General features: G+C 60.4%; 13 protein-coding genes. 9 read left to right on the plus strand and 4 right to left on the minus strand.

Annotated elements, in window-relative coordinates:
- The first annotated feature begins 22 nt into the window (after nucleotides 1–22).
- Complete coding sequence (gene pgm / locus AC07OP_RS25445; RefSeq protein WP_495102961.1) at nucleotides 23–1,666, plus strand: phosphoglucomutase (alpha-D-glucose-1,6-bisphosphate-dependent); 1,644 nt, start codon at nucleotides 23–25, stop codon at nucleotides 1,664–1,666.
- Nucleotides 1,667–1,716: 50 nt separating this feature from the next.
- Here the strand turns inward: pgm and AC07OP_RS25450 are convergent, their stop codons facing one another.
- Nucleotides 1,717–2,412, minus strand: coding sequence for a pirin family protein (locus tag AC07OP_RS25450; protein WP_495102960.1), 696 nt, complete (start codon nucleotides 2,410–2,412; stop codon nucleotides 1,717–1,719).
- Between the two features lie 218 nt (nucleotides 2,413–2,630).
- Here AC07OP_RS25450 and AC07OP_RS25455 point away from each other — a divergent pair, with 218 nt between their 5' ends.
- Nucleotides 2,631–5,078, plus strand: coding sequence for a UvrD-helicase domain-containing protein (locus tag AC07OP_RS25455; protein ID WP_495102959.1), 2,448 nt, complete (start codon nucleotides 2,631–2,633; stop codon nucleotides 5,076–5,078).
- 81 nt (nucleotides 5,079–5,159) lie between these two features.
- Here AC07OP_RS25455 and AC07OP_RS25460 read toward each other — a convergent pair whose 3' ends face one another.
- Nucleotides 5,160–5,432 (minus strand): DUF1652 domain-containing protein, encoded by a 273-nt coding sequence (locus AC07OP_RS25460; RefSeq protein ID WP_027605770.1) that lies wholly within the window; start codon nucleotides 5,430–5,432, stop codon nucleotides 5,160–5,162.
- Between the two features lie 257 nt (nucleotides 5,433–5,689).
- Here AC07OP_RS25460 and AC07OP_RS25465 point away from each other — a divergent pair, with 257 nt between their 5' ends.
- Genes AC07OP_RS25465 through AC07OP_RS25480 form a run of 4 tightly spaced genes read left to right on the plus strand, consistent with a single transcriptional unit; the run spans nucleotide 5,690 to nucleotide 9,463 of the window.
- The gene (locus AC07OP_RS25465) at nucleotides 5,690–6,499 is read left to right on the plus strand and encodes a helix-turn-helix transcriptional regulator (RefSeq protein WP_092484111.1); all 810 of its coding nucleotides are present in this window, start codon (nucleotides 5,690–5,692) and stop codon (nucleotides 6,497–6,499) included.
- 48 nt (nucleotides 6,500–6,547) lie between these two features.
- Nucleotides 6,548–7,954, plus strand: a complete 1,407-nt coding sequence (locus AC07OP_RS25470) for an NAD(P)/FAD-dependent oxidoreductase (protein WP_495102958.1) — start codon at nucleotides 6,548–6,550, stop codon at nucleotides 7,952–7,954.
- A 27-nt stretch (nucleotides 7,955–7,981) separates the two neighbouring features.
- Nucleotides 7,982–8,323, plus strand: a complete 342-nt coding sequence (locus tag AC07OP_RS25475) for a cupin domain-containing protein (RefSeq protein WP_027605773.1) — start codon at nucleotides 7,982–7,984, stop codon at nucleotides 8,321–8,323.
- Nucleotides 8,324–8,383: 60 nt separating this feature from the next.
- A complete protein-coding gene (locus AC07OP_RS25480; protein ID WP_495102957.1) occupies nucleotides 8,384–9,463 on the plus strand; it encodes a polyamine ABC transporter substrate-binding protein in 1,080 nt (359 codons plus the stop codon).
- 561 nt (nucleotides 9,464–10,024) lie between these two features.
- Here the strand turns inward: AC07OP_RS25480 and AC07OP_RS25485 are convergent.
- Nucleotides 10,025–10,627, minus strand: coding sequence for a cysteine hydrolase family protein (locus tag AC07OP_RS25485; protein ID WP_071488379.1), 603 nt, complete (start codon nucleotides 10,625–10,627; stop codon nucleotides 10,025–10,027).
- A gap of 301 nt (nucleotides 10,628–10,928) precedes the next feature.
- Nucleotides 10,929–11,246 carry a hypothetical protein gene (locus AC07OP_RS25490; RefSeq protein ID WP_495102956.1) on the minus strand — a complete coding sequence of 106 codons (318 nt, stop codon included), beginning with the start codon at nucleotides 11,244–11,246 and terminating at the stop codon, nucleotides 10,929–10,931.
- Nucleotides 11,247–11,494: 248 nt separating this feature from the next.
- On the opposite strand from AC07OP_RS25490, the gene AC07OP_RS25495 reads away from it, so the two are divergent.
- Genes AC07OP_RS25495 through AC07OP_RS25505 form a run of 3 tightly spaced genes read left to right on the plus strand, consistent with a single transcriptional unit; the run spans nucleotide 11,495 to nucleotide 18,670 of the window.
- The gene (locus tag AC07OP_RS25495) at nucleotides 11,495–16,636 is read left to right on the plus strand and encodes an AAA domain-containing protein (RefSeq protein WP_495102955.1); all 5,142 of its coding nucleotides are present in this window, start codon (nucleotides 11,495–11,497) and stop codon (nucleotides 16,634–16,636) included.
- Nucleotides 16,629–17,651, plus strand: coding sequence for a hypothetical protein (locus AC07OP_RS25500; protein WP_495102954.1), 1,023 nt, complete (start codon nucleotides 16,629–16,631; stop codon nucleotides 17,649–17,651). The genes AC07OP_RS25495 and AC07OP_RS25500 overlap by 8 nt, the downstream gene beginning before the upstream one ends.
- The gene (locus AC07OP_RS25505) at nucleotides 17,648–18,670 is read left to right on the plus strand and encodes a hypothetical protein (RefSeq protein ID WP_495102953.1); all 1,023 of its coding nucleotides are present in this window, start codon (nucleotides 17,648–17,650) and stop codon (nucleotides 18,668–18,670) included. Before AC07OP_RS25500 ends, AC07OP_RS25505 begins: the two co-directional genes overlap by 4 nt.
- Nucleotides 18,671–18,865 lie beyond the last annotated feature (195 nt).

An 18,865-nucleotide genomic window follows, 5' to 3' on the forward strand; every position in this document is an offset into this window, starting at 1 on the left:
TCCTTCTATCCGAGGTTTATGCATGACAATCAGTCCTTTTGCGGGCAAACCGGCGCCGGCCCAGTTGCTGGTGGATATCCCGCGACTGGTCACGGCCTATTACACCGGCCAGCCTGATGCAGCGATCTCCACCCAGCGCGTAGCCTTTGGTACCTCCGGGCACCGTGGCAGCTCATTCGAACTGAGCTTCAACGAATGGCATGTGCTTGCCATCAGCCAGGCCATCTGTCTGTATCGCGAAGCCCAAGGCATCGACGGCCCGCTGTTCGTCGGCCTGGACACCCACGCGCTGTCGACCCCGGCCGGTGCCAGCGCACTCGAAGTGCTGGCCGCCAATGGTGTGCACGTGATGCTGGCCGAAGGCGATGAATACACGCCAACCCCGGCAATTTCCCACGCCATCATCTGCTACAACCGTGGCCGTACCCGCGGCCTGGCCGACGGCATCGTTATCACGCCGTCCCACAACCCGCCGCAAAGTGGCGGCTACAAGTACAACCCGCCCAACGGCGGCCCGGCCGATACCCACGTCACCAAGTGGATCGAAGCCAAGGCCAACGAGCTGCTGGCCAATAAACTGGCCGGGGTCAAGCGCATCACCCATGCGCAGGCGCTCAAGGCCGACACCACCCATCGCCATGACTACCTCAATAGCTACGTGGCCGACCTGATCAACGTGATCGACATGGACGCCATCCGCAGTGCCGGCCTGCGCCTGGGCGTGGATCCGCTGGGCGGAGCAGGGGTGCGCTACTGGTCGGCGATTGCCGAGCACTATCGACTGAACCTGGAGGTGGTGAACACTGAAGTCGACGCCACGTTCCGCTTCATGAGCGTCGACTGGGACGGCCAGATCCGCATGGACCCGTCCTCCAGCTACGCCATGCAAGGCCTGATCGGTCTCAAGGAGCGCTTTGACGTAGCGTTCGCCTGCGACCCGGACCATGATCGCCATGGCATCGTGACCCCGTCCGGCGGCCTGTTGGCGCCGAACAACTACCTGGCGGTGTCCATCGACTACCTGTTCCAGAACCGCCCCGACTGGCGCGCCGATGCGGCCGTGGGCAAGACCGTGGTCAGCAGCGGCCTGATCGATCGCGTGGCCGCACGCATCGGTCGTCGCCTGTATGAAGTGCCGGTAGGCTTCAAGTGGTTTGCCGATGGCCTGTTCGAGGGTTCATTGGGCTTTGGCGGCGAAGAAAGCGCCGGGGCGTCGTTCCTGCGCAAGGATGGCACGGTGTGGAGCACCGACAAGGACGGCCTGATCCCGGCCTTGCTGGCGGCGGAAATGACCTCGCGCAAAGGCCAGGACCCGAGCCAGATCTACCGTGGCCTCACCGATGCCTTGGGCGAGCCGTTCGCCATTCGTGTCGACGCCAAGGCCACCCCGGCGCAAAAAGCCTTGCTCGGCAAGCTGTCGCCTGAGCAAGTGACCTCCACGCAACTGGCCGGGGAAAGCATCCAGCAAATCCTCAGCCACGCGCCGGGCAACGACCAGGCGATTGGCGGCCTGAAAGTGATGACCGAAAACGGCTGGTTCGCCGCACGGCCATCGGGCACCGAGGACATCTACAAGATCTACGCCGAGAGCTTTATTGGTGAAGATCACCTCAAGCAACTGGTGCAAGAGGCACAGATACTGGTAGACGGCGCCATCTCCCAGTAACGCCGCAAAACCCCTGTGGGAGGAGGATTGCCTTCCTCCCTTAGGGTTGATCAGGCCAGGTCGACCAACACGATCTCGCTGTCTTCAATCGCCGTCACCCGTAACACCTGCTCATGCTCAACCGCTACACCGTCTCGAGCGTGCGCACGCAAGCCGTTGACTTCAATCACGCCGGTCGCCGGCACCAGGTAAGCTCGACGGCCGCTGTCCAAGCGGTATTCCGCGCTTTCCCCGGCTTTCAGGTTCGCCGCTACCAGGCGGGCATCCGCGCGGATGCGCAGGCTCTCGCTGTCACCGGCCTTGCCACTGGCCAGGGTCACAAACCCTTCGCGATCACCTTTCGGAAACGGCTTGGCGCCCCAGGAGGGTGGCAGGCCGGCCTCGTTCGGGATGATCCAGATCTGGAAGATCTTGGTCGGCGTCGCTTCCAGGTTGTACTCGCTGTGGGCGATCCCCGTGCCTGCGCTCATTACCTGCACGTCACCGGCCTCGGTGCAGCCCTTGTTGCCCAGGTTGTCGGCGTGGCTGATGGCGCCTTCACGGACATAGGTAATGATCTCCATGTCGCGATGGGCGTGCTGCGGGAAGCCGGTGCCGGGGGCAATGATGTCGTCGTTCCAGACCCGCAGGTTGCCCCAGTGCATGCGCTTGGGGTCGTGGTATTCGGCAAATGAAAAGTGGTGATGGGCGTCAAGCCAGCCGTGGTGGGCGCCTCCCAGGGTGTTGAAAGGTCGAAGTTCAAGCATGATCGTCTCCTGTTGATGGCGCTATGATCCGTGAGCCCATGATCGATAAAAAGCGTAAAAAATGCCTGATTCCTATCAGCAGATTCGATGGGTAAACAGTGTTTTGACTTTCACTTCATCGCCTAACTGCATGACGGTAAAGCAATTGGCTGGAACTGAGCGCCGATTCCGGCGACCATGGTGCCCTTGTCAAAACCCAGCTCATCGCAGGAGTCCGCGTGCCGCAACACAAGCCTGATCTGCCCCCCGAACTGCGCCCACTGGCGGAAATGCCCCTACTCAAACGCCTCGCCGCACGCCTGTTTGGCCATGGCCTGACGCGTTTGCGCGCACAGCATCGGTTTTCCTGGTTGCACGGGCAGGCCGATGGTTTTCGCAGTGGTCACGAGGCCGGCGTGGAGTATGGCTATCGCGAGGGCAAGGCCGATGGCATCGAGGAGGGCCGACAAGTCCTGTTGATCCGCGACTTCCGTCCCGATGAGCACCGCGCGCCCGGCGTCGATGACAGCCTGTTCGACGATTGGCGGCTGCCCTTGACCGCTGACGTGAAGAAACGCATCAAGGCTGATGTGGCCCGCTTGCTGCCGGCCCATGCCCAGCCTAGCGCGGCACAATGGAAGATGATCTTCAGCGATACGCCGTCAACCTCGGTGATCGCCGGCGCCGGCGCGGGTAAATCCACCACGCTGGTGCTGCGTATTTTGCTGCTCACCCATTACCTGGGCTTCGAATTGAGCTCGATGACCGTGGTGACCTTCACCCGCGAGTCGCGCAAAGACTTCATCAACAAGCTCATGGACATTCTCACCCTGTGGGGCCAACCCATTGATATGAAAGAAGCCCAGGCGGTGGTACGGACCTTTCACTCGCGCATCCTGCCGATGGTCCGCAGCCTGCCGGGTTTTGAACGCCTGCAGGCGTTTGAAAACCTCAGTGCCGGTTTCGAAGACGCTGACAGCAACCCGTTCGACCTGCGCATCAGCGACGCCCAGCGCCAGCAGATGAATGCGTGCTACCACCAGTTGCAGGGGCGACATGCACGGTTTCGTGAACTGATTGCGCCACTGGCACGCCAGGGCCTGCAACTGCGCGAACTGGAGCGCGATCATCCGGATGTACAAAAGCGCATAGCCGTGACCGAACTGGCGGCCAAGCGCGATGAAGAACTCTGCGATGTGATCGAGGACCTGTGGTTTCGTGCCGGCGCCTGGCCGATCAAGGGGATTGAGCCCAGTCGCCAGCGCTTCGAAATCAATGGCGCGCAGTTCCATTGCCACGGCTATATCCCGGCGCTGGATGCGTGGGTAATGCTGGGCTTTGATCCCAGGGAAAATGCCCAAATCAGCCGGCCGAATTCGAAGCTGTCGGTCCGTGCAGAGTGGGCGGTAAAGCGCACCTTGTTTCAAGCTTTCTGTCGTAAGCCATTGATATGGCTTGATAGCTATGACGCATCAAAGCGTCTGTTAAGCAGCCTCGCCGGGGATGCCAGCGCGGGTCCCGGTTTTGATTACAAGGTCAAGGGCGAGCTGGTGTCGGCGCCGCTGCTGGACAGTTTCGTGATGGCCGCCGGCTTTATCGAGAACCTGGGGTTGGACGTGCCGACTGCCGTCGGCCAGATGAGCTTCGCCAAGGACGACCCGGACCGCTTCTTCTTCGAGGCCCTGAGCATCTTCTGGAAAGCCCTGGAAGATCACCTGCTGGATCAGTCGCCGCCGATCATGACCTATAACCGCATGTTCTCGCTGTTCGGCGAGAACACCCCGGAAAACCTCAAGCTCCTCAGCGATCCGCTGCTGCGGCCGATGTCGCACCTGATGATCGACGAATTCCAGGACGTATCGCCCCAGATCGTCTCGTGGATACGCGCCAGCCTGCGGGAAATCCGCAGTCGTGGGCCGGCGATGCATGTGGGCCGTGGCGCGCAACGTTCGTCCTTGCTGTGCGTGGGTGATGACTGGCAGTCGATCTACGGCTGGCGCGGCAGTTCGCCCAAGTACTTCATGGAATTCAACCAGCAATTCCCGGCGCCGAGCACTACCCGCGTCATGCTCGGCGAGAACTACCGCAGCCATCAGCACATCATCGACGCCGCCGAACATATCGTGCGCGCTGCGCCGGCAATCCCGGGAAAAAAGGCCAAGGCCAGCGGCACGCCAAAAGCCTTGGTGCCGGTCACGGTACTGGAGCGGGACGATGCGGCGTTGGGGCGGCAACTGCTGGAGCATTATCAAAGGGGCGATTCGATATTAATGCTGTATCGAAAAAGTAGCGATAAGCTACTGATTCAAGAGCATATTAAGTCGATTGTTAATGTTGATTCTAGCTTGCCTGCAGCGACGCGCAGGTTGAAGCAGCTGACGTACCACAGCGCCAAGGGCCTGCAGGCGGATGCGGTGTTCCTGCTCGGTGATTGCCAGCATGTGACCAGCTCGCCCTACAAGAACCAGGTCTACCGCATGGCGGGCCTGGGTAAAGACGGGGACAGCGAACCCTATGACACTGCGCAAAAGGACGAAGTGCTGCGCCTGGCCTACGTCGGGATTACCCGGGCCGTGAGCCATTGCTACTGGTATGTGGAAAAACCCGAAGGCCAAGCGGTCAATGTGCCCAAGGCCTCTGAGCGGGTCGACGGCAGGAAAGCGTTTTTCGACGATCAGCGCCATTAGTCGGGGACAAATGCGATTCCAATGTGGGAGGAGGCTTGCTCCCTCCCACAGTTGAGCTTCTTTCTGTTGGCTGGGCCGGGATCAGGCCCTCAGCGACAACGGCGGCACAAACGACTCCAACTCATCCTCCACCGCCTCGATAATCCGCTCCACATCGGCAGCATTCATCACGGTGGCGCAGGGAATGCCGGCGATGGCAATCAGCGTCTCGCCGCTGGCCCGGTCGAACAGGCGGGCGACCATACTGCCGGGCGCATCCATGCTGCCCTCGAAGCCCATCGGATGAAAATGCCAGCGCATCAGCTGGCAGGCGTTGGGGAATGTCACTTTGTTCATGTTGCCCACCTTGTTCATTGAGCGCTTCCTTTAGCTCGCGGCAGGGGGCCAGGACCGTCACTGGTCGTGGCGTCGTAGAAGCTAAAAATAGCATTCGTTCGCAAGTACAAGGTGACTTTTTCTGCCCCGTTCGGCGGTTGTCAGCCATTCACTTGATGTGGGTCATCTCTTACCAATGATTGGGCACAATGCCACTAATGCGAAGTTCCAATTGGCCATTGTCGGCACTGACAAAATTCGGCAATCTCCGAGGTTTACCCGCCTCAGAGCCTTCCATGCCCGACATCGCGCCAGACGATGATTGCCATAACACCCACGCCACGCGTGAGCTGGTGCTGCGCCACCACCTTTGCTGGCGTCATCGCGACCTTGAGGGCGTGATGTCCTACTACCACCCGGACATCCAGTACCACGACTTTTTCCAGAACCGTGTGGTCGGTTACGCCGAACTGCGTGAGTACCTGCAAGCCAGTATGCCCCGCGAAGCCGACGAGGCCATTGAACACACCGACCGCATCCGCGCCGATGGCGACACGGCGTTCATCCAGTACCGCATCACCTTGCGCGGCGGTCAGGGCCTGGTGTCATTCCGCACCAGCGAAGCCATCACCGTCCGCGATGGGTTGATCTGGCGCGTCAACGAGTACGCGTCATTGGTGCATGAACAACCCTCCCAGGCCCAGCGCCCCAGCGTCAGCCGCCTGGGCCTGTCACCCCAGCAATTGGGGCATATGGCCAATGACTTGCAGCAGTACTTCGAGCGCAGGCAGCCTTATCTGGACCCGGAACTGGACCTGCAGCGGGTCGCGAAGGAGTGTGGCTACAGCCGCAATCAGATTTCCTATCTGCTCAACCAGGTGCTGGGGCAAAGTTTCTACCGCTACGTCAACCAGGCTCGGCTCCAGCACCTGCTGGCCGCACTGGATACCGCGCAGCCACCGATCAAGGTCGACGACCTGGCCTTCGCCGCCGGTTTCAATTCGTTGTCGGCGTTCTACAGCGCCTTCCGCCAGCACACTGGCCAGTCGCCCAAGGCCTACGTCAAACAAATTTCCCTGCGTGCACGCGCGCAAGACAGCGAATAACCCGCAGTTCTAGGATCCCCCCATCGAAACGTGGTTGGGGAACTTGGCATGCCGGCATGGCGCACTATCAGTTTATGGATGGACCAACTGGACGACCCGCTGTCGGCGCGGCCGGCCCTTGAGCATGACCTGGACGTCGATGTGGCCATTATCGGTGCCGGCTACACCGGGCTGTGGACTGCCTACTACCTGAAACGCCAGGCGCCTGAGCTGAAGATCGCGATTATCGAGGCGCAAACCGCCGGCTTCGGCGCCTCGGGTCGTAACGGCGGCTGGCTGATGGGCAATCTGCTGGGCGAAGACCGCCTGCTGGCCGGCCTTGCGCCTGAACAGCGCCGCGCCTCATTCGACCTGCTGCATGGCATTCCCGACGAAGTGGCCCAAGTCCTGACCCGGGAAGGCATCGACTGCGATTACCGCAAAGGCGGCGCGCTGTACTGCGCCGCGCGCTATCCCGAACAGGAAGGCAGCCTGCGCGCTTACCTGGACAAACTCTACGCCCAAGGCCTGACCGAAGCCGACTACCGCTGGCTGAGCCCTCGACAGTTGGCTGAACAGATTCGCATCGCCAAGCCCTATGGCGGTATCCATGCCCCCCATGTCGCCACAATCAACCCGGCCAAGCTGGTGCGCGGCCTTGCACGGGTGGTGGAGAGCATGGGCGTGACGGTCTATGAAAACACGCCGGTCACCCACTGGCAGTCCGGCACTGTGCGCACCGCCAAGGCCCATGTGCGCGCTGCCTGGGTGGTGCCGGCTGTCGAAGGTTATGCGAATACCTTGCCGCCCCTGGGCCGATACCAGTTGCCGGTGCAAAGCCTGATCGTTGCCACCGAACCGCTGCCCGCCGATACCTGGGATGAAATCGGCCTGAGCCATGGACAGGCCTTTGGCGAAAGTAGCCGCCAGGTCACCTATGGTCAGCGTACGGTGGATAACCGCCTGGTGTTCGGCGCCCGCGGCGGTTACCAGTTCGCCGGCAAATTGCGCCACAACTTTGATTTGACTGACAGCGAAGTGGCACTGCGGCGCTACCTGTTCGGCGAACTCTTCCCACAGCTGAAAAAGGTGCGGATTACCCATTCCTGGGGCGGCAACCTCGGCATGTCGCGCCGTTTTCGCCCGCACATGCTCTGCGATCACAAGACCGGCATCGCCCTGGCCGGTGGTTACGGCGGGGAGGGCGTCGGCGCCACCAACCTGGGTGGCCGCACCCTGGCCGACCTGATCCTTGGTCGCGACACACCGCTGATCCACCAACCCTGGGTGATCCGCGAGCGTGGCCTGCACGCGCTCAAGGCCTGGGAGCCGGAGCCATGCCGCTGGCTTGGCTACAACGCGATCATTCGCAGTTTCGTCCATGAAGACCAGGTGCTGGCCAACCCCAACACAGCGCCTTGGCGCCGCAAGCTGGCGATCGGCATAGCCGGGTTCATGGAAGGTTTCATGCATTGAGCCGTTTCACCTACACGAGAAAACCCCATGAGCATCACTCAATTCAAAGACACGCTGCATGCCCACCTGCCGGACTCATCACCGGTGGCCGTCCCCCTGGGCGAGCCGATCGCCGTGGCCTCGACCTTGAGCGTTGAACGCAGCGACGGCGTCGAGACCGGTATCTGGGAATGCACCCCGGGCCGCTGGCGTCGGCAGATCACATCCCAGGAGTTCTGCCACTTTATCCAGGGTCGCTGCACCTTCACCCCTGACAACGGTGAAATCGTTCACATACAAGCCGGTGACGCACTGATGTTGCCGGCCAACAGCACCGGTATCTGGGACATCCAGGCAACCGTGCGCAAAACCTACGTATTGATTTTGTAACGCTTTGATCCTTGATCGCCTGCCATAAAAACAGCCCTAAAATCGCCAGGAAATCGAACCATGAAAGCCATTGCCCTGTTGCCCTTGATGTTGGTGGCCTCTATCAGCCAGGCCGCCGAGACGGTGAAGATCTATAACTGGTCCAGCTATATCGCGCCGGACACCACGAAGAATTTCCAGAAACAAACCGGCATTGGTTTCAGCTACGACGTGTATGACAGCAACGAAACCCTCGACGGCAAGCTGATGACCGGTAACTCCGGCTACGACGTGGTGTTTCCGTCCAACCACTTCATGGCACGGCAGATCCAGGGCGGCGCCCTGAAGAAGCTCGACAAGAGCCAGTTGCCCAACTGGAAAAACCTCAACCCCGTGCTGCTCAAGGCCCTGGAAAACAACGACCCGGGTAATGCCCATGGCTTCCCGTACCTGTGGGGCAGTACCGGCATCGGTTACAACATCGACAAGGTCAAGGCCGTGTTGGGGGATGACGCTCCGGTTGATTCCTGGGACCTGATCTTCAAGCCCGAGTACATGGAGAAGCTCAGCAAGTGCGGGGTGGCGATCCTCGATAACGGCCCGGAATTGCTGCCCATCGCCCTCAACTACCTGGGGCTGCCGCCCCACAGTAAAAAACCCGAGGACTACAAAAAGGCCGAGGCACTGCTGATGAAAGTGCGCCCCTATGTGGCGTACTTCCACTCCTCGAAATACACCGGCGACCTGGCCAATGGCGACATCTGTGTGGCGGTTGGTTTCTCCGGCGACGTACTGCAAGCCGAAAGCCGCGCCAAGGAGGCCAAGAATGGGGTGAAGATCGGCTATGAGATTCCCAAGGAAGGCGCCGCAATCTGGTTCGACATGGTCGCCATGCCCGCCGATGCCCCCGATGAAAAGGCCGGCTACGCGTTCATGAACTACCTGCTGGAGCCCCAGGTGATGGCGGACATCACCAACGCCGTGCACTACGCCAACGGCAACCGTGCAGCGGATAGCCTGGTAGACCCTGAGATCAAGGCGGACACCAAGATCTACCCCAGCGACGAAATGATGGGCAAGTTATTCGCGCTGGAAGCGATGCCGCTGAACATCGACCGGATTCGCACGCGGGTGTGGAACACCATTCGTATGGGCCGCTGACAGGTCATATCTCGTCGCCTTTTGGGTTCGCTGTTTAGCTGTTTTTTTCTGTAGTGTCCTTGCCTCCTTTCAATAGAACGGGGGCAAGGAATGCTCACTTCGAACAAATCAGGCCGTTTGCGAATCGGTAGAGTGTCACAAGCAGGGGACGTTTACTTGCTGACCGCCGTGGTGAACCGGCGTGAACCAATCTTCGACGATTGGCGGCTCGGGCGCCTGGTTGTGAGGCAGTTTCGAGAAGCCCACAAGGATAGGACTCAACCTTCATACACCTATCTGATGGCAGCCAGTCATCAAACTTTGATGAGCTCTGTACCGAAAAGGGGGAGCCTACACACGCGTACGATATTTACAATTGGCGTCACCCTGTTCTGCTTGGGTGCATTGTCGAAAGCCCGGTTGATGGTGGCGTTGCAAATCGAAGGTTACGACCACGGTTTCCGTGTGGTTGTCGTGCGTCCGGATGATGAGAAGCCGTCGCCCGGGTGCAAGCGCAACTTGCCTGGCAACAGCGACCGCGCCGGCACAAGGTGCCTGCGACGGTCTATTCGGGAATCACCCTTAACGGCTGAGAGTTTCCAGGAACTGTGTGTGTTGCAGCACCTGGGAAAACATCGGCAGCGTGAATTGCTCGGCGGCCTGCTGCTGTTCGCTGGTGAAGGTTGCCGTGCAGTCGGACAAGGTGACCACGTTGTAGCCCTTCTCGTAGCCTGAACGCACAGTGCCTTCGACGCAGCAATTGGTCAGAAAACCTGCCACCACCAAGTTCTGGATGCCGTTGTTGCGCAGCACCAGGTCCAGCCCCGTCGTCGCAAAACCATCCAGCCCACGCTTGCCCTCCACCAGGATATCGCCGGCCTCGCGGCCCACAGCCTCGGTGATCTCTGCCCCCCAACTGCCGGTGCGAAAAGCACTGCCATCAGCCACACCCTTCAATATTCCATAGTCGCGCGTGGTCAGCTCCGGGTAACCCTCTGCGAACTGGATCGGCAAATGGATGATCTTCACGCCCAGCTTGCGCGCCTGCTGCACCGTGGTTGCAGTGTTCGCCAGTATATCGCCAATACGCATCACGTCTTTGACCGCATCATGAAACACCCCGCCGGGTGTGGTGAAGTCGTTCTGGAACTCGATCAGGACAAGGGCGGTGCTGTGTGGGTTCATCGTGGACCTCCGATCAGTGGGTAGGTATCTACACAACTTTGAGTGTTACGCCGGACCTGTGGGAGCGGCGGTGCGGCGATTCGATTTGCTTGCGAAGGCGGCCCATCATGCTACTAGGTTTTCTTGGGTGTACATCGCTCTCATGTGGGAGCTGGCTTGCCTGCGTTCGGGCAGCGTGGTTAACGGGGCGCCTAAGATCAAAAGCCAGAGCCAGAGCCAGGGCTTCGGGATTGGTCAGGTCCAATCGTTGTGTAGATACCTATGCCGATCAATGGGCCGATCAATGGGTTAAAACACGTGACTACCAGCCACCGGGAAACCATTGCCGGGCGAGCTGCACCGTTACGCGCAAGGTGTGCTGGCTTTGTTCGCACGCAAGCGCCTGTTCTTCAGGCGACGCCGGTTTGCTCCACTTTGGCTGGGTTGCCAAGCGCCGTGCATAGCTAGCTTTAAACGCGGGGCTGGCCTCCCCAGTCAGCCGCATCGCTTTAGCATAGTCCGCCTCGAGATCTTCGGGCAGCGAACCACAGGCCAGTTTGGCTTGCTGATAGCGCACGGCGTACATGAAACCATCGGTGGGGGCTTCGTCGTAGGTGTAGCGGGAGGGTTCTGCGGCCATGGCAGTACCGGTGAGGAATAGGGCGACGAGCAGGGGGCGTCCGTGCATGGGCGGGGAAAGTCTCGTGTGGTTGACGGTGCGTTTGACCTAAACACGAGTTGTATAGCATTGAACAGGTCACTCGTTAACTATACGTGCCCGGCTTGAATTGCAGCGATCAAGGCAATGGGCCATCATTGTTGGCCGCTACGAGCCATTCTTCGTATGCCGTTCGGATTTATAGGGTGTAAGAAATGTTTAGGCGTCTCATGGACTTGAGCAAGCGGTTGCGCAAGGATTTTGCTGCTGTAGCGGTTTCCAAGGAACAGGTTCTGCACTCGACGGAGGTGGACCCTCAGGCAGGCCCCGTCGGGAGTTTGCCCACGAATGTGCTGGACTACTGGCACAGAGCGCTGATTGCCGATGACTTGGGTGGCCTGCAAGCCACCGATGTCCGCATCCCGGTGACAAATTTCGCGGGGCTGGCCTGGCCCAACTTCAATCTCGGTTTCGGCAAGCGTCGGGCGCTGGCACTGGGCATTCTCACTGAGCGTGCCGCAGAGGCCCGGCGAAAACAGCAAGCGCAGGCGCTTGAGGCCTCAGAGGACGACGCAGAGGGTGCGCAGGAGGCGAACGAGCCGGATGACGATCCGCGTATTCCCATGGCGCTGGTATTCCATCAAACCACCTCATCAAGCGATGAGGTCCAGGTCACGTGGCCCGACCCGGATAAAAAGCCTGCGCCGGGCGCGAAAAAAAACCGCCTCAAGCCCGACCGGCTGAATATCGCGTTCTGGTTTCCTTTCGACCTGAACGACAAAAACCAAATATGCCTACCACGCGACCCCAACGATTGCCGGCCGCGTGTGGTCCGCCAATGGCTTGAACCGCAGCCATTGATGGCGGCCAACGACCTGCCTCCGGCCATTGGCCACTTTGATTGCTATCGCGACGAGCTCAAGCTATTTTTCGCGACGTTGAGCCAAAGCGCCAATTTGAGCGGGTATGTCGACGCCTGTTTTGCCTTGTTCGCCCACGTTCAAGCGGATGGGGTGGAGACGGGAATGGCGCCGATCACGGGGCAATGGGTTGCGGTGCCGCGACAGCCTGGCTATGCAACACGTGCGCTCGCCAACATCTATGAAGCGATCCCCAATGCGCCGTCCATCGGCGCACTGGAGCAGCTCATAGGCGCCGGACGACACCGTTCGGCTGTCCAGGCAGGCGGCATGGCAGCGCCGCAGGTGACGATCCGGCACGTGGCCATGGTCGATAAGGCCACACACCTCGACAAGCCAGACGTCAATCGCGGCGCAGACCCCTTGAACGAATCGCAGCGCCGCGCATTGCACGCCCTCGGCCGGTTGGGTGAGCAGGTCGGGGTGGTTGCGGTCAGTGGGCCGCCGGGCACCGGGAAGACGGCCATGCTGCGTGCGATGATCGCCAACCAATGGGTGTTGGCGGCTTACGATAACCGCGAACATTGCCCCGTCACGTTTGTGTGCGGGGCGACCAACCAGAGTGTCGAGAATGTGATGGGCACGTTCAATGGTGCCGTAGGCAGGAAGCATGCCCTGGCACGTCGTTGGTTGGACCCTACGGGCAAGCCACTATTGGGTTTCACCGCCAGCGCTCCGTCCAAGGCCAAGGGGAAAAACCATCGCAGCAAGTTCACCACGCTTGAGATCCGGCAAAAGCAGTTGCGCATCTTGGGCGTCGGGTCCTCCAGCCTCAAGCAGTCGTACGAAGACGGTGTTGCGGCAGCCCTTGCTTTGGCGCGGCACTTTGAAGATGCCTTCCGCGAGCTGCCAGAGTTGTTCAATGCGTTGTTTAGCGTTGAGCAGAAACATCAGGTCAGTGATGCCACGCGTTTTATCTATCTCATGCAGAAGAGTGCTTCGACAACGCCTACGGCGTCGACCCTCTGCGAGCACTTGAACACACTGACCCAGGTATTGCGCAGCGGGTTGGCCTCGGCAATCGAGCGCCAGGCTGACATCGACGCGTTGATCGAGCCCAGTGAACTGGCTGCGCGCTTTCCCAGTGAGGCATGGGCATCTTCCTGGGCCATCGACATCCTCGCGGATTTGCGTGTGGCCGCAACCCCCGAGGCGCGCCAGGCGCAGCAGCAGAAATTGCTGGACGTGGTGTGGCGGCCGATTATTTTTCAGTTGGCCGCGCGTTACTGGGAGACGCGTTGGCTGGCCAGTGTGATCGCAACCCCCGAGCCTGGCAGCCGAAAGAACGCACTCAGGCACGCAGCCATGCTGTTTCCGTGCATCGTCGCCACCTTGCATAGCGCCCCACGGCTACTGGGCGAGGGCCGTAGGCCGCTGTTCGCGTTCCTGGATTTGCTGATTGTCGATGAGGCGGGGCAAGCTGCGCCGGAGCTGGGTGTGCCGGTGTTTAGCCTGGCTAAAAAAGCCGTGGTGGTCGGCGATATGAAGCAGCTCTCTCCCGTGTCTTCGGTAACACCCGAGGTCGATGCGCGCCAGGTGCAGGACCGTTGGGCCGATCCGTCGTCTTTGGACGCCTTGCTGGTGCGTGGCGCAGACTCCGCCACGGGTTCAATCATGAAGCTTGCCGCAACCGGGGCATCGTTTGCCGAGGCCATGCCGGACGGACGGCTACGGGACGGTCTGCTCCTGCGGGAACACTACCGTTGTGCAGAGTCGATCATCAATGTGTGTATCGATTTGCTGTACCACGATCACGACCGTGATGCCGAGGGCGGGTTGCTCAGCAAAGAGTTGGAACCCAAAGTGCCCAACCCGCTGGCAGGGCTGTTCGCGGATGCCGAGTTGCCCTTGCTCGAGGGCGAAGCTGAAATGCAGTTGCGCAAACGCATGAAGGCAACGTTCCCGCTACCGCCGCTCGGGTTCTATCAGACCGGTGGCCCGAACGATGAGCCCTGCAAAGGCGACTCATGGTCCAACCCTGGAGAAGCCAAGGCCATCGTGGACTGGCTTAAAGAGCAGGGACCGCGCCTGGCGAAGTGGGCCGCCAGGGTCGAAGGCCACCCGGAGCAGCCGATAGGGTTGGAAAAGCTTGTCGCGGTCGTCACGCCATTTCGAGGCCAGGTCGAAGCGATAAAGCGTCGGGTGCGCGAAGAACTCGACCCTGATGACGCTGACCTGAGCGAGCGTTTGACCATCGGCACGGTTCATACCCTTCAAGGGGCGGAGAAACCTGTGGTGTTGTTCAGTGCCGTGAATCGGGACAGCCGCGCCAGCCGTCGAACTGATACCAATCATCGTGAGCGGGTATTTATCGATCGTGACGATGGGCGCCTGCTCAACGTAGCGATCAGTCGTGCGCAGAAAAGCTTCATTATGTTTGGCCATTCCGATCTGTTTTTTTCCCAGCAGGCGATGGACCCGAACAACGATTTGCCTTCGGCTGTGGTAGGACGATGCTTGGCCGGTGTGCGTGAGCCAGAGCACGAGCGGCTCACCTGCGCCCCGCGGGTGCCAGCGTGCAAGCTCGGTCCCGCCACGCTGATGGTTGTCGAATCCTTGCACAAGGCGAAAATCATTCAAGAACTGGTACCTGGCGGTACTCAGGTGTTCGGCTGTGGCGGTCATATTCGTGACCTCCCAGGTCCCGGTGCGATCAGTTGGCGTGATGGGCTCAAACCGCACTGGCAATTGAGCGAGCGCGAGGGCAGTGACCTGGCGGCGTCCCTACGCAATACCGGCAGCCGTTTACTGCAATGCACTGAGCTGGTGTTGGGGACGGACGATGATGCCCAAGGCGAAGCGATCGCCTGGCACATGATACAGGTACTCAAGGAAGCACCGTGGTTCATGCATATCCAGAGGGTGCGTCGGGTAAGGTTTCATGCATTGACCACCCCCGAAATGGCCCGATCATTTGAGGAGGGTCGGTGTGTACAGGTCGAGGGCGCTACCGCCGACGAGCGAGCTGGCAGCGCTTGCCGGGCCTTGAATATGGGCTTGGCATATGGAGCCATTGCCCAGCGGGTGCTGGACAACCTCATCGGCTCGGTCTACATGCGTCACGGTATTGTCGGGGGCGGACGGATCAAGGGGCCCTTGCTCAGGGTACTGGCGGGCCATGGTGACTCCCTGGGGTTACCCGGTAAACGCTTGGGTATCGCGATAAACCTGAAAGTGAACGATACCCTCGTGCCGGCTCGCTTGATGGTGCGGCGTGGCAGCGAAGCCTGGCGCGCGTGGGGCAGTGACCGCACAGAGAGCGTTCACACCTTGATCGACCAACTGAGCGACGCGGTGGTTTCACCGAGACCTTGCCTGCTCGAGCATGAGGACTTGCTGCTGGCACCTGCTCAAAGCCTGGGCACTAACCTGGTCCTGCAAGAGGCGTTCAGGCGATTTGGCTGGATGCCGTCGAGCACCATGAGCACGTTGCAAAAACTGTATGAGATGCGCGAGGGGCAGGACGAGCCCGAGTCAGCACCGAACGACAATGGTTGGGCTGCATTGGATGCGCAGGGGCGCCTGTTCCTGACCGAGTCCGGACGGCGCCAGGCAGATAAGGTGCTGAACAACCCTTGGCTGAACACAATCAGCGCCAATGCGTTGTTGACGGCCTTCGACGATGCGCTGACTCACCTGTCCCAATTGCCGGATGCAGGGGAGGCGGACTACCTTGCGTTCGTGCACACCTGGGCGGCACAGTTTGATGATCAGTGCGGCGCGCAGCCGGTTGCGGGCCCCCATGCACCAACGGTCGATGCGCAGGGCGCTGAGGTCGCGCTGTTTTCGCTGCAGCCCGCCGTCGAGCTGAATACGTGGGGCGCGCCTGCCGGTTCGCCTTCACCCGCTGAGGCCGAGCAGCACGACGATGATCCCGCGCCTGGCGCGCAAGCCCACCCAGTTTCGGACGGCGGCCGCAGTGGTGCCCACGGAGCACTGGTGCCTCTGGACATCAGCCTGGAGGCCGACAGCCCCAGGATGGCCGCGCTTACCCCGAGGCAGCGGCAACTTTACGACCTGATGTCCAAACTGATGTTGGCCTCTTCCCTGCGAGATGGACAGTTTCAGACTGTACGCCGGATTTACCCCCTGACGTGGCCGGGTAAACCGGCTGTCCGGCAGGTTGAAATTGGTGTCGAGGTGATAACAGGCAAGCCGGGCAGCTACCCAGGTTGGTTTGCGCTGGACCCCGATGGCCTGCACCAGCACACGCGCAATTGGGCGTCGGCAGAGATGGAGGCAGTGCTCGATGAGCAAAGCCCTCGCTTGCAAGTGATAGTGCAAGACCACGGCATACGCACCCGCTCGCTGCTTGAGCCGACAGTCGATCATTTATTGGCGTGGATGCACGCGCGTGGACACGGTAGGCCCTCGACATTCGGCAAGCACATCGATGATCTGGTACGTGGCAATACGTCGAACACGCGCGCGGAGGGCACTGCCGATGAATAGCAGTTTTGCCGCCATGACCCTGATGCGAAACGCCTATGAGGCCGCATTACGCGACCCTTCGGACGCAGTTGCCCAGGCAGCGTTCGTCGCTGCGCACCAAGCGCAACAGCACTCGTTCGTTGACTCATTCGACGTCGCGGGCATTACCTACCCGCGTACTGATGGGCACACACTGAGTGAGCGTGAAGCGCGCGAGGTGATTTCCAGAATCCTGTCCAACCCGGCGTACAGCGTATCGGACCTGCGGCCCAGCGTCATTGAAGCGGCCTACCCGCTACAGGCAGACGTGCTGCGTGCGGAAATCGAAGCCACGGTCGCGTTGGCCAATAAAATCAATGGGCTCGACTGGCGCACCGACGCGCTCGATGCCAGCACCAAGCAAGCGATGCGTGAACTGCTACGCATGCCCACCTTGGCGGGCGGCTACAAAATCATTTCCCAGGTCAAGTCCGCGGCCAACGCCCAGGTGTTGAATATCTACCGTGGCTACGATGCCGATCACTTGATCCCCGACAAGGCACTGCGAGGGTCACTGCACAGGGGGCAGTCTTTCAGCCTTGACCAGAGCTACGCGACGTTTATGCAGGATTCACAGAACAGAGGATCGCAGCATAAATTTGTGACGGACGCCCAGAAACACACGCGCAAACGGCTGCGCGGCGATCCGACACTGCCCGCGAAAAACCCAACGACTGGCGAGTACCTGGAGCATGTGCTTGAGTGGATGACCCATGTCTATACCACCGCGGATCTGGGTGTGGATGTGGCCGTCAGGAACAGTGGCCTTGCCAACTCGGATGAATTCAAACGTTTCAACGTCAAAGGTTTTGCCTTGGCGCAGGCAGGGTTCATGACGTGGAATGAACGCAAAAGTGTCGGTCGCGCTGTCGCCATGGTGCTCCTGATTGAGGCGCGTGAGTTCTACACGGCGGCCGGCTGGCCCATGGACAGGGAGTTGCCTTTGTTCTACGACGTACCTTCTACAGTGACCCAACAACCGATGCCTGTGACATGAGCGACAACATAAACCCATCAACACCCGCCCATGGCACTCGGCGCTACCAGCTTGCCGACCTGACAATGGCTGCCGGGGTGCCCTGGTTTGCCGTGCATGTGTCGGACGAAAGCGGTCATACATCGTCCTGGATTATCAGGGGGGAACTGGACGGTGAGCATTTACGCCTGCAACCACAGGTTTGGGTGCCAGATGCCATCCAGGCCATCGTCAGTGATAGCGATGGCCAAGTCTGGGCGATCACTAGCGAAGATGAGCTGATCACCAACACCGACCTTGGACAGGTGGCTGGCTGGCGGCAGGTTACGCCCCATCCACAGCTCAACGCGCGCGATGAATGGTACTCCCGCACACTGGGTTATGTGGCCACGGATGGCAAGAACGTCGAGCTTGCTGAATGCCTGTGTTGGGCGAGCGATGGCTTGTTGATCGGTACGTTCAGCCGCCGGTTGTATCGTTGGACATCGGGCGATGTTGCTCGCCTTGAACACGACGATCACGTTGTCGGAACGCTGGGTGGTGTCAACAACATTGTCCAGACGCAAGACGCAATATACGCGCTGGGGTATGCGGGCCTGATCCTGCGTCGGCCGGTGGGCGGGACCTGGCAGCGAGTTGATGGACCATGGCCGACTGAGGCCGGCGCGTTCATCAATATGATTGCCGGTGTCGAAGGTCCGAGAGGGGAATTGTGGGCCATTGCGGCGGGCGGTTCGGTCGTCAGCGTTGCGGGTGACGTGACCCGCACCATTGCGCAAGTACCCGGTGAGCCTCTGGGCATCACCCGGTTCCAGCGCCAGTGGTTCGTGTCGACCCTCGACGGTTGCTACGAACTACCGGGGGATGGTGACACGGTCCTGATCAAACGCGATATTTTGATGGGTAAATCGATTGATGCCGGGAACTGCCTGATTGCCGTCGATGCTGAGCCACAACACGCCGATCACGCGCAAGTCCACCTGTGGTTGCGCACCAGAAACCGCGATGCTTGGCTGCGCCCAATCATTTGCCGGGCCTGATTGAGGCGTTAAGGCGCAAGCTTGCGGGGATACGGGCTTGCTTTCGAGGCGCAAGCCCGTGGTTTCACCTGGTCGGCCAGGCAGGCTCAATTGGTTTGTGGGCCGCGCCCGCGATGCGCGGTGATGCGGTTGTAAATATTGGGTGCAGTGACCGCCATTTCTTTGCTGATCTCCGGGACTGAGTAGCCTTTGTCA

It is taken from the genome of Pseudomonas sp. GW821-FHT09D08 (assembly GCF_059416305.1).

Bases quoted from the DNA above. Each gene is read 5' to 3' on its own strand.
- pgm (WP_495102961.1), top strand. From the start codon at position 23: ATGACAATCAGTCCTTTTGCGGGCAAACCGGCGCCGGCCCAGTTGCTG.
- AC07OP_RS25450 (WP_495102960.1), bottom strand. From the start codon at position 2,412: ATGCTTGAACTTCGACCTTTCAACACCCTGGGAGGCGCCCACCACGGC.
- AC07OP_RS25460 (WP_027605770.1), bottom strand. From the start codon at position 5,432: ATGAACAAGGTGGGCAACATGAACAAAGTGACATTCCCCAACGCCTGC.
- AC07OP_RS25465 (WP_092484111.1), top strand. From the start codon at position 5,690: ATGCCCGACATCGCGCCAGACGATGATTGCCATAACACCCACGCCACG.
- AC07OP_RS25470 (WP_495102958.1), top strand. From the start codon at position 6,548: ATGCCGGCATGGCGCACTATCAGTTTATGGATGGACCAACTGGACGAC.
- AC07OP_RS25475 (WP_027605773.1), top strand. From the start codon at position 7,982: ATGAGCATCACTCAATTCAAAGACACGCTGCATGCCCACCTGCCGGAC.
- AC07OP_RS25480 (WP_495102957.1), top strand. From the start codon at position 8,384: ATGAAAGCCATTGCCCTGTTGCCCTTGATGTTGGTGGCCTCTATCAGC.
- AC07OP_RS25485 (WP_071488379.1), bottom strand. From the start codon at position 10,627: ATGAACCCACACAGCACCGCCCTTGTCCTGATCGAGTTCCAGAACGAC.
- AC07OP_RS25490 (WP_495102956.1), bottom strand. From the start codon at position 11,246: ATGGCCGCAGAACCCTCCCGCTACACCTACGACGAAGCCCCCACCGAT.
- AC07OP_RS25495 (WP_495102955.1), top strand. From the start codon at position 11,495: ATGGACTTGAGCAAGCGGTTGCGCAAGGATTTTGCTGCTGTAGCGGTT.
- AC07OP_RS25500 (WP_495102954.1), top strand. From the start codon at position 16,629: ATGAATAGCAGTTTTGCCGCCATGACCCTGATGCGAAACGCCTATGAG.
- AC07OP_RS25505 (WP_495102953.1), top strand. From the start codon at position 17,648: ATGAGCGACAACATAAACCCATCAACACCCGCCCATGGCACTCGGCGC.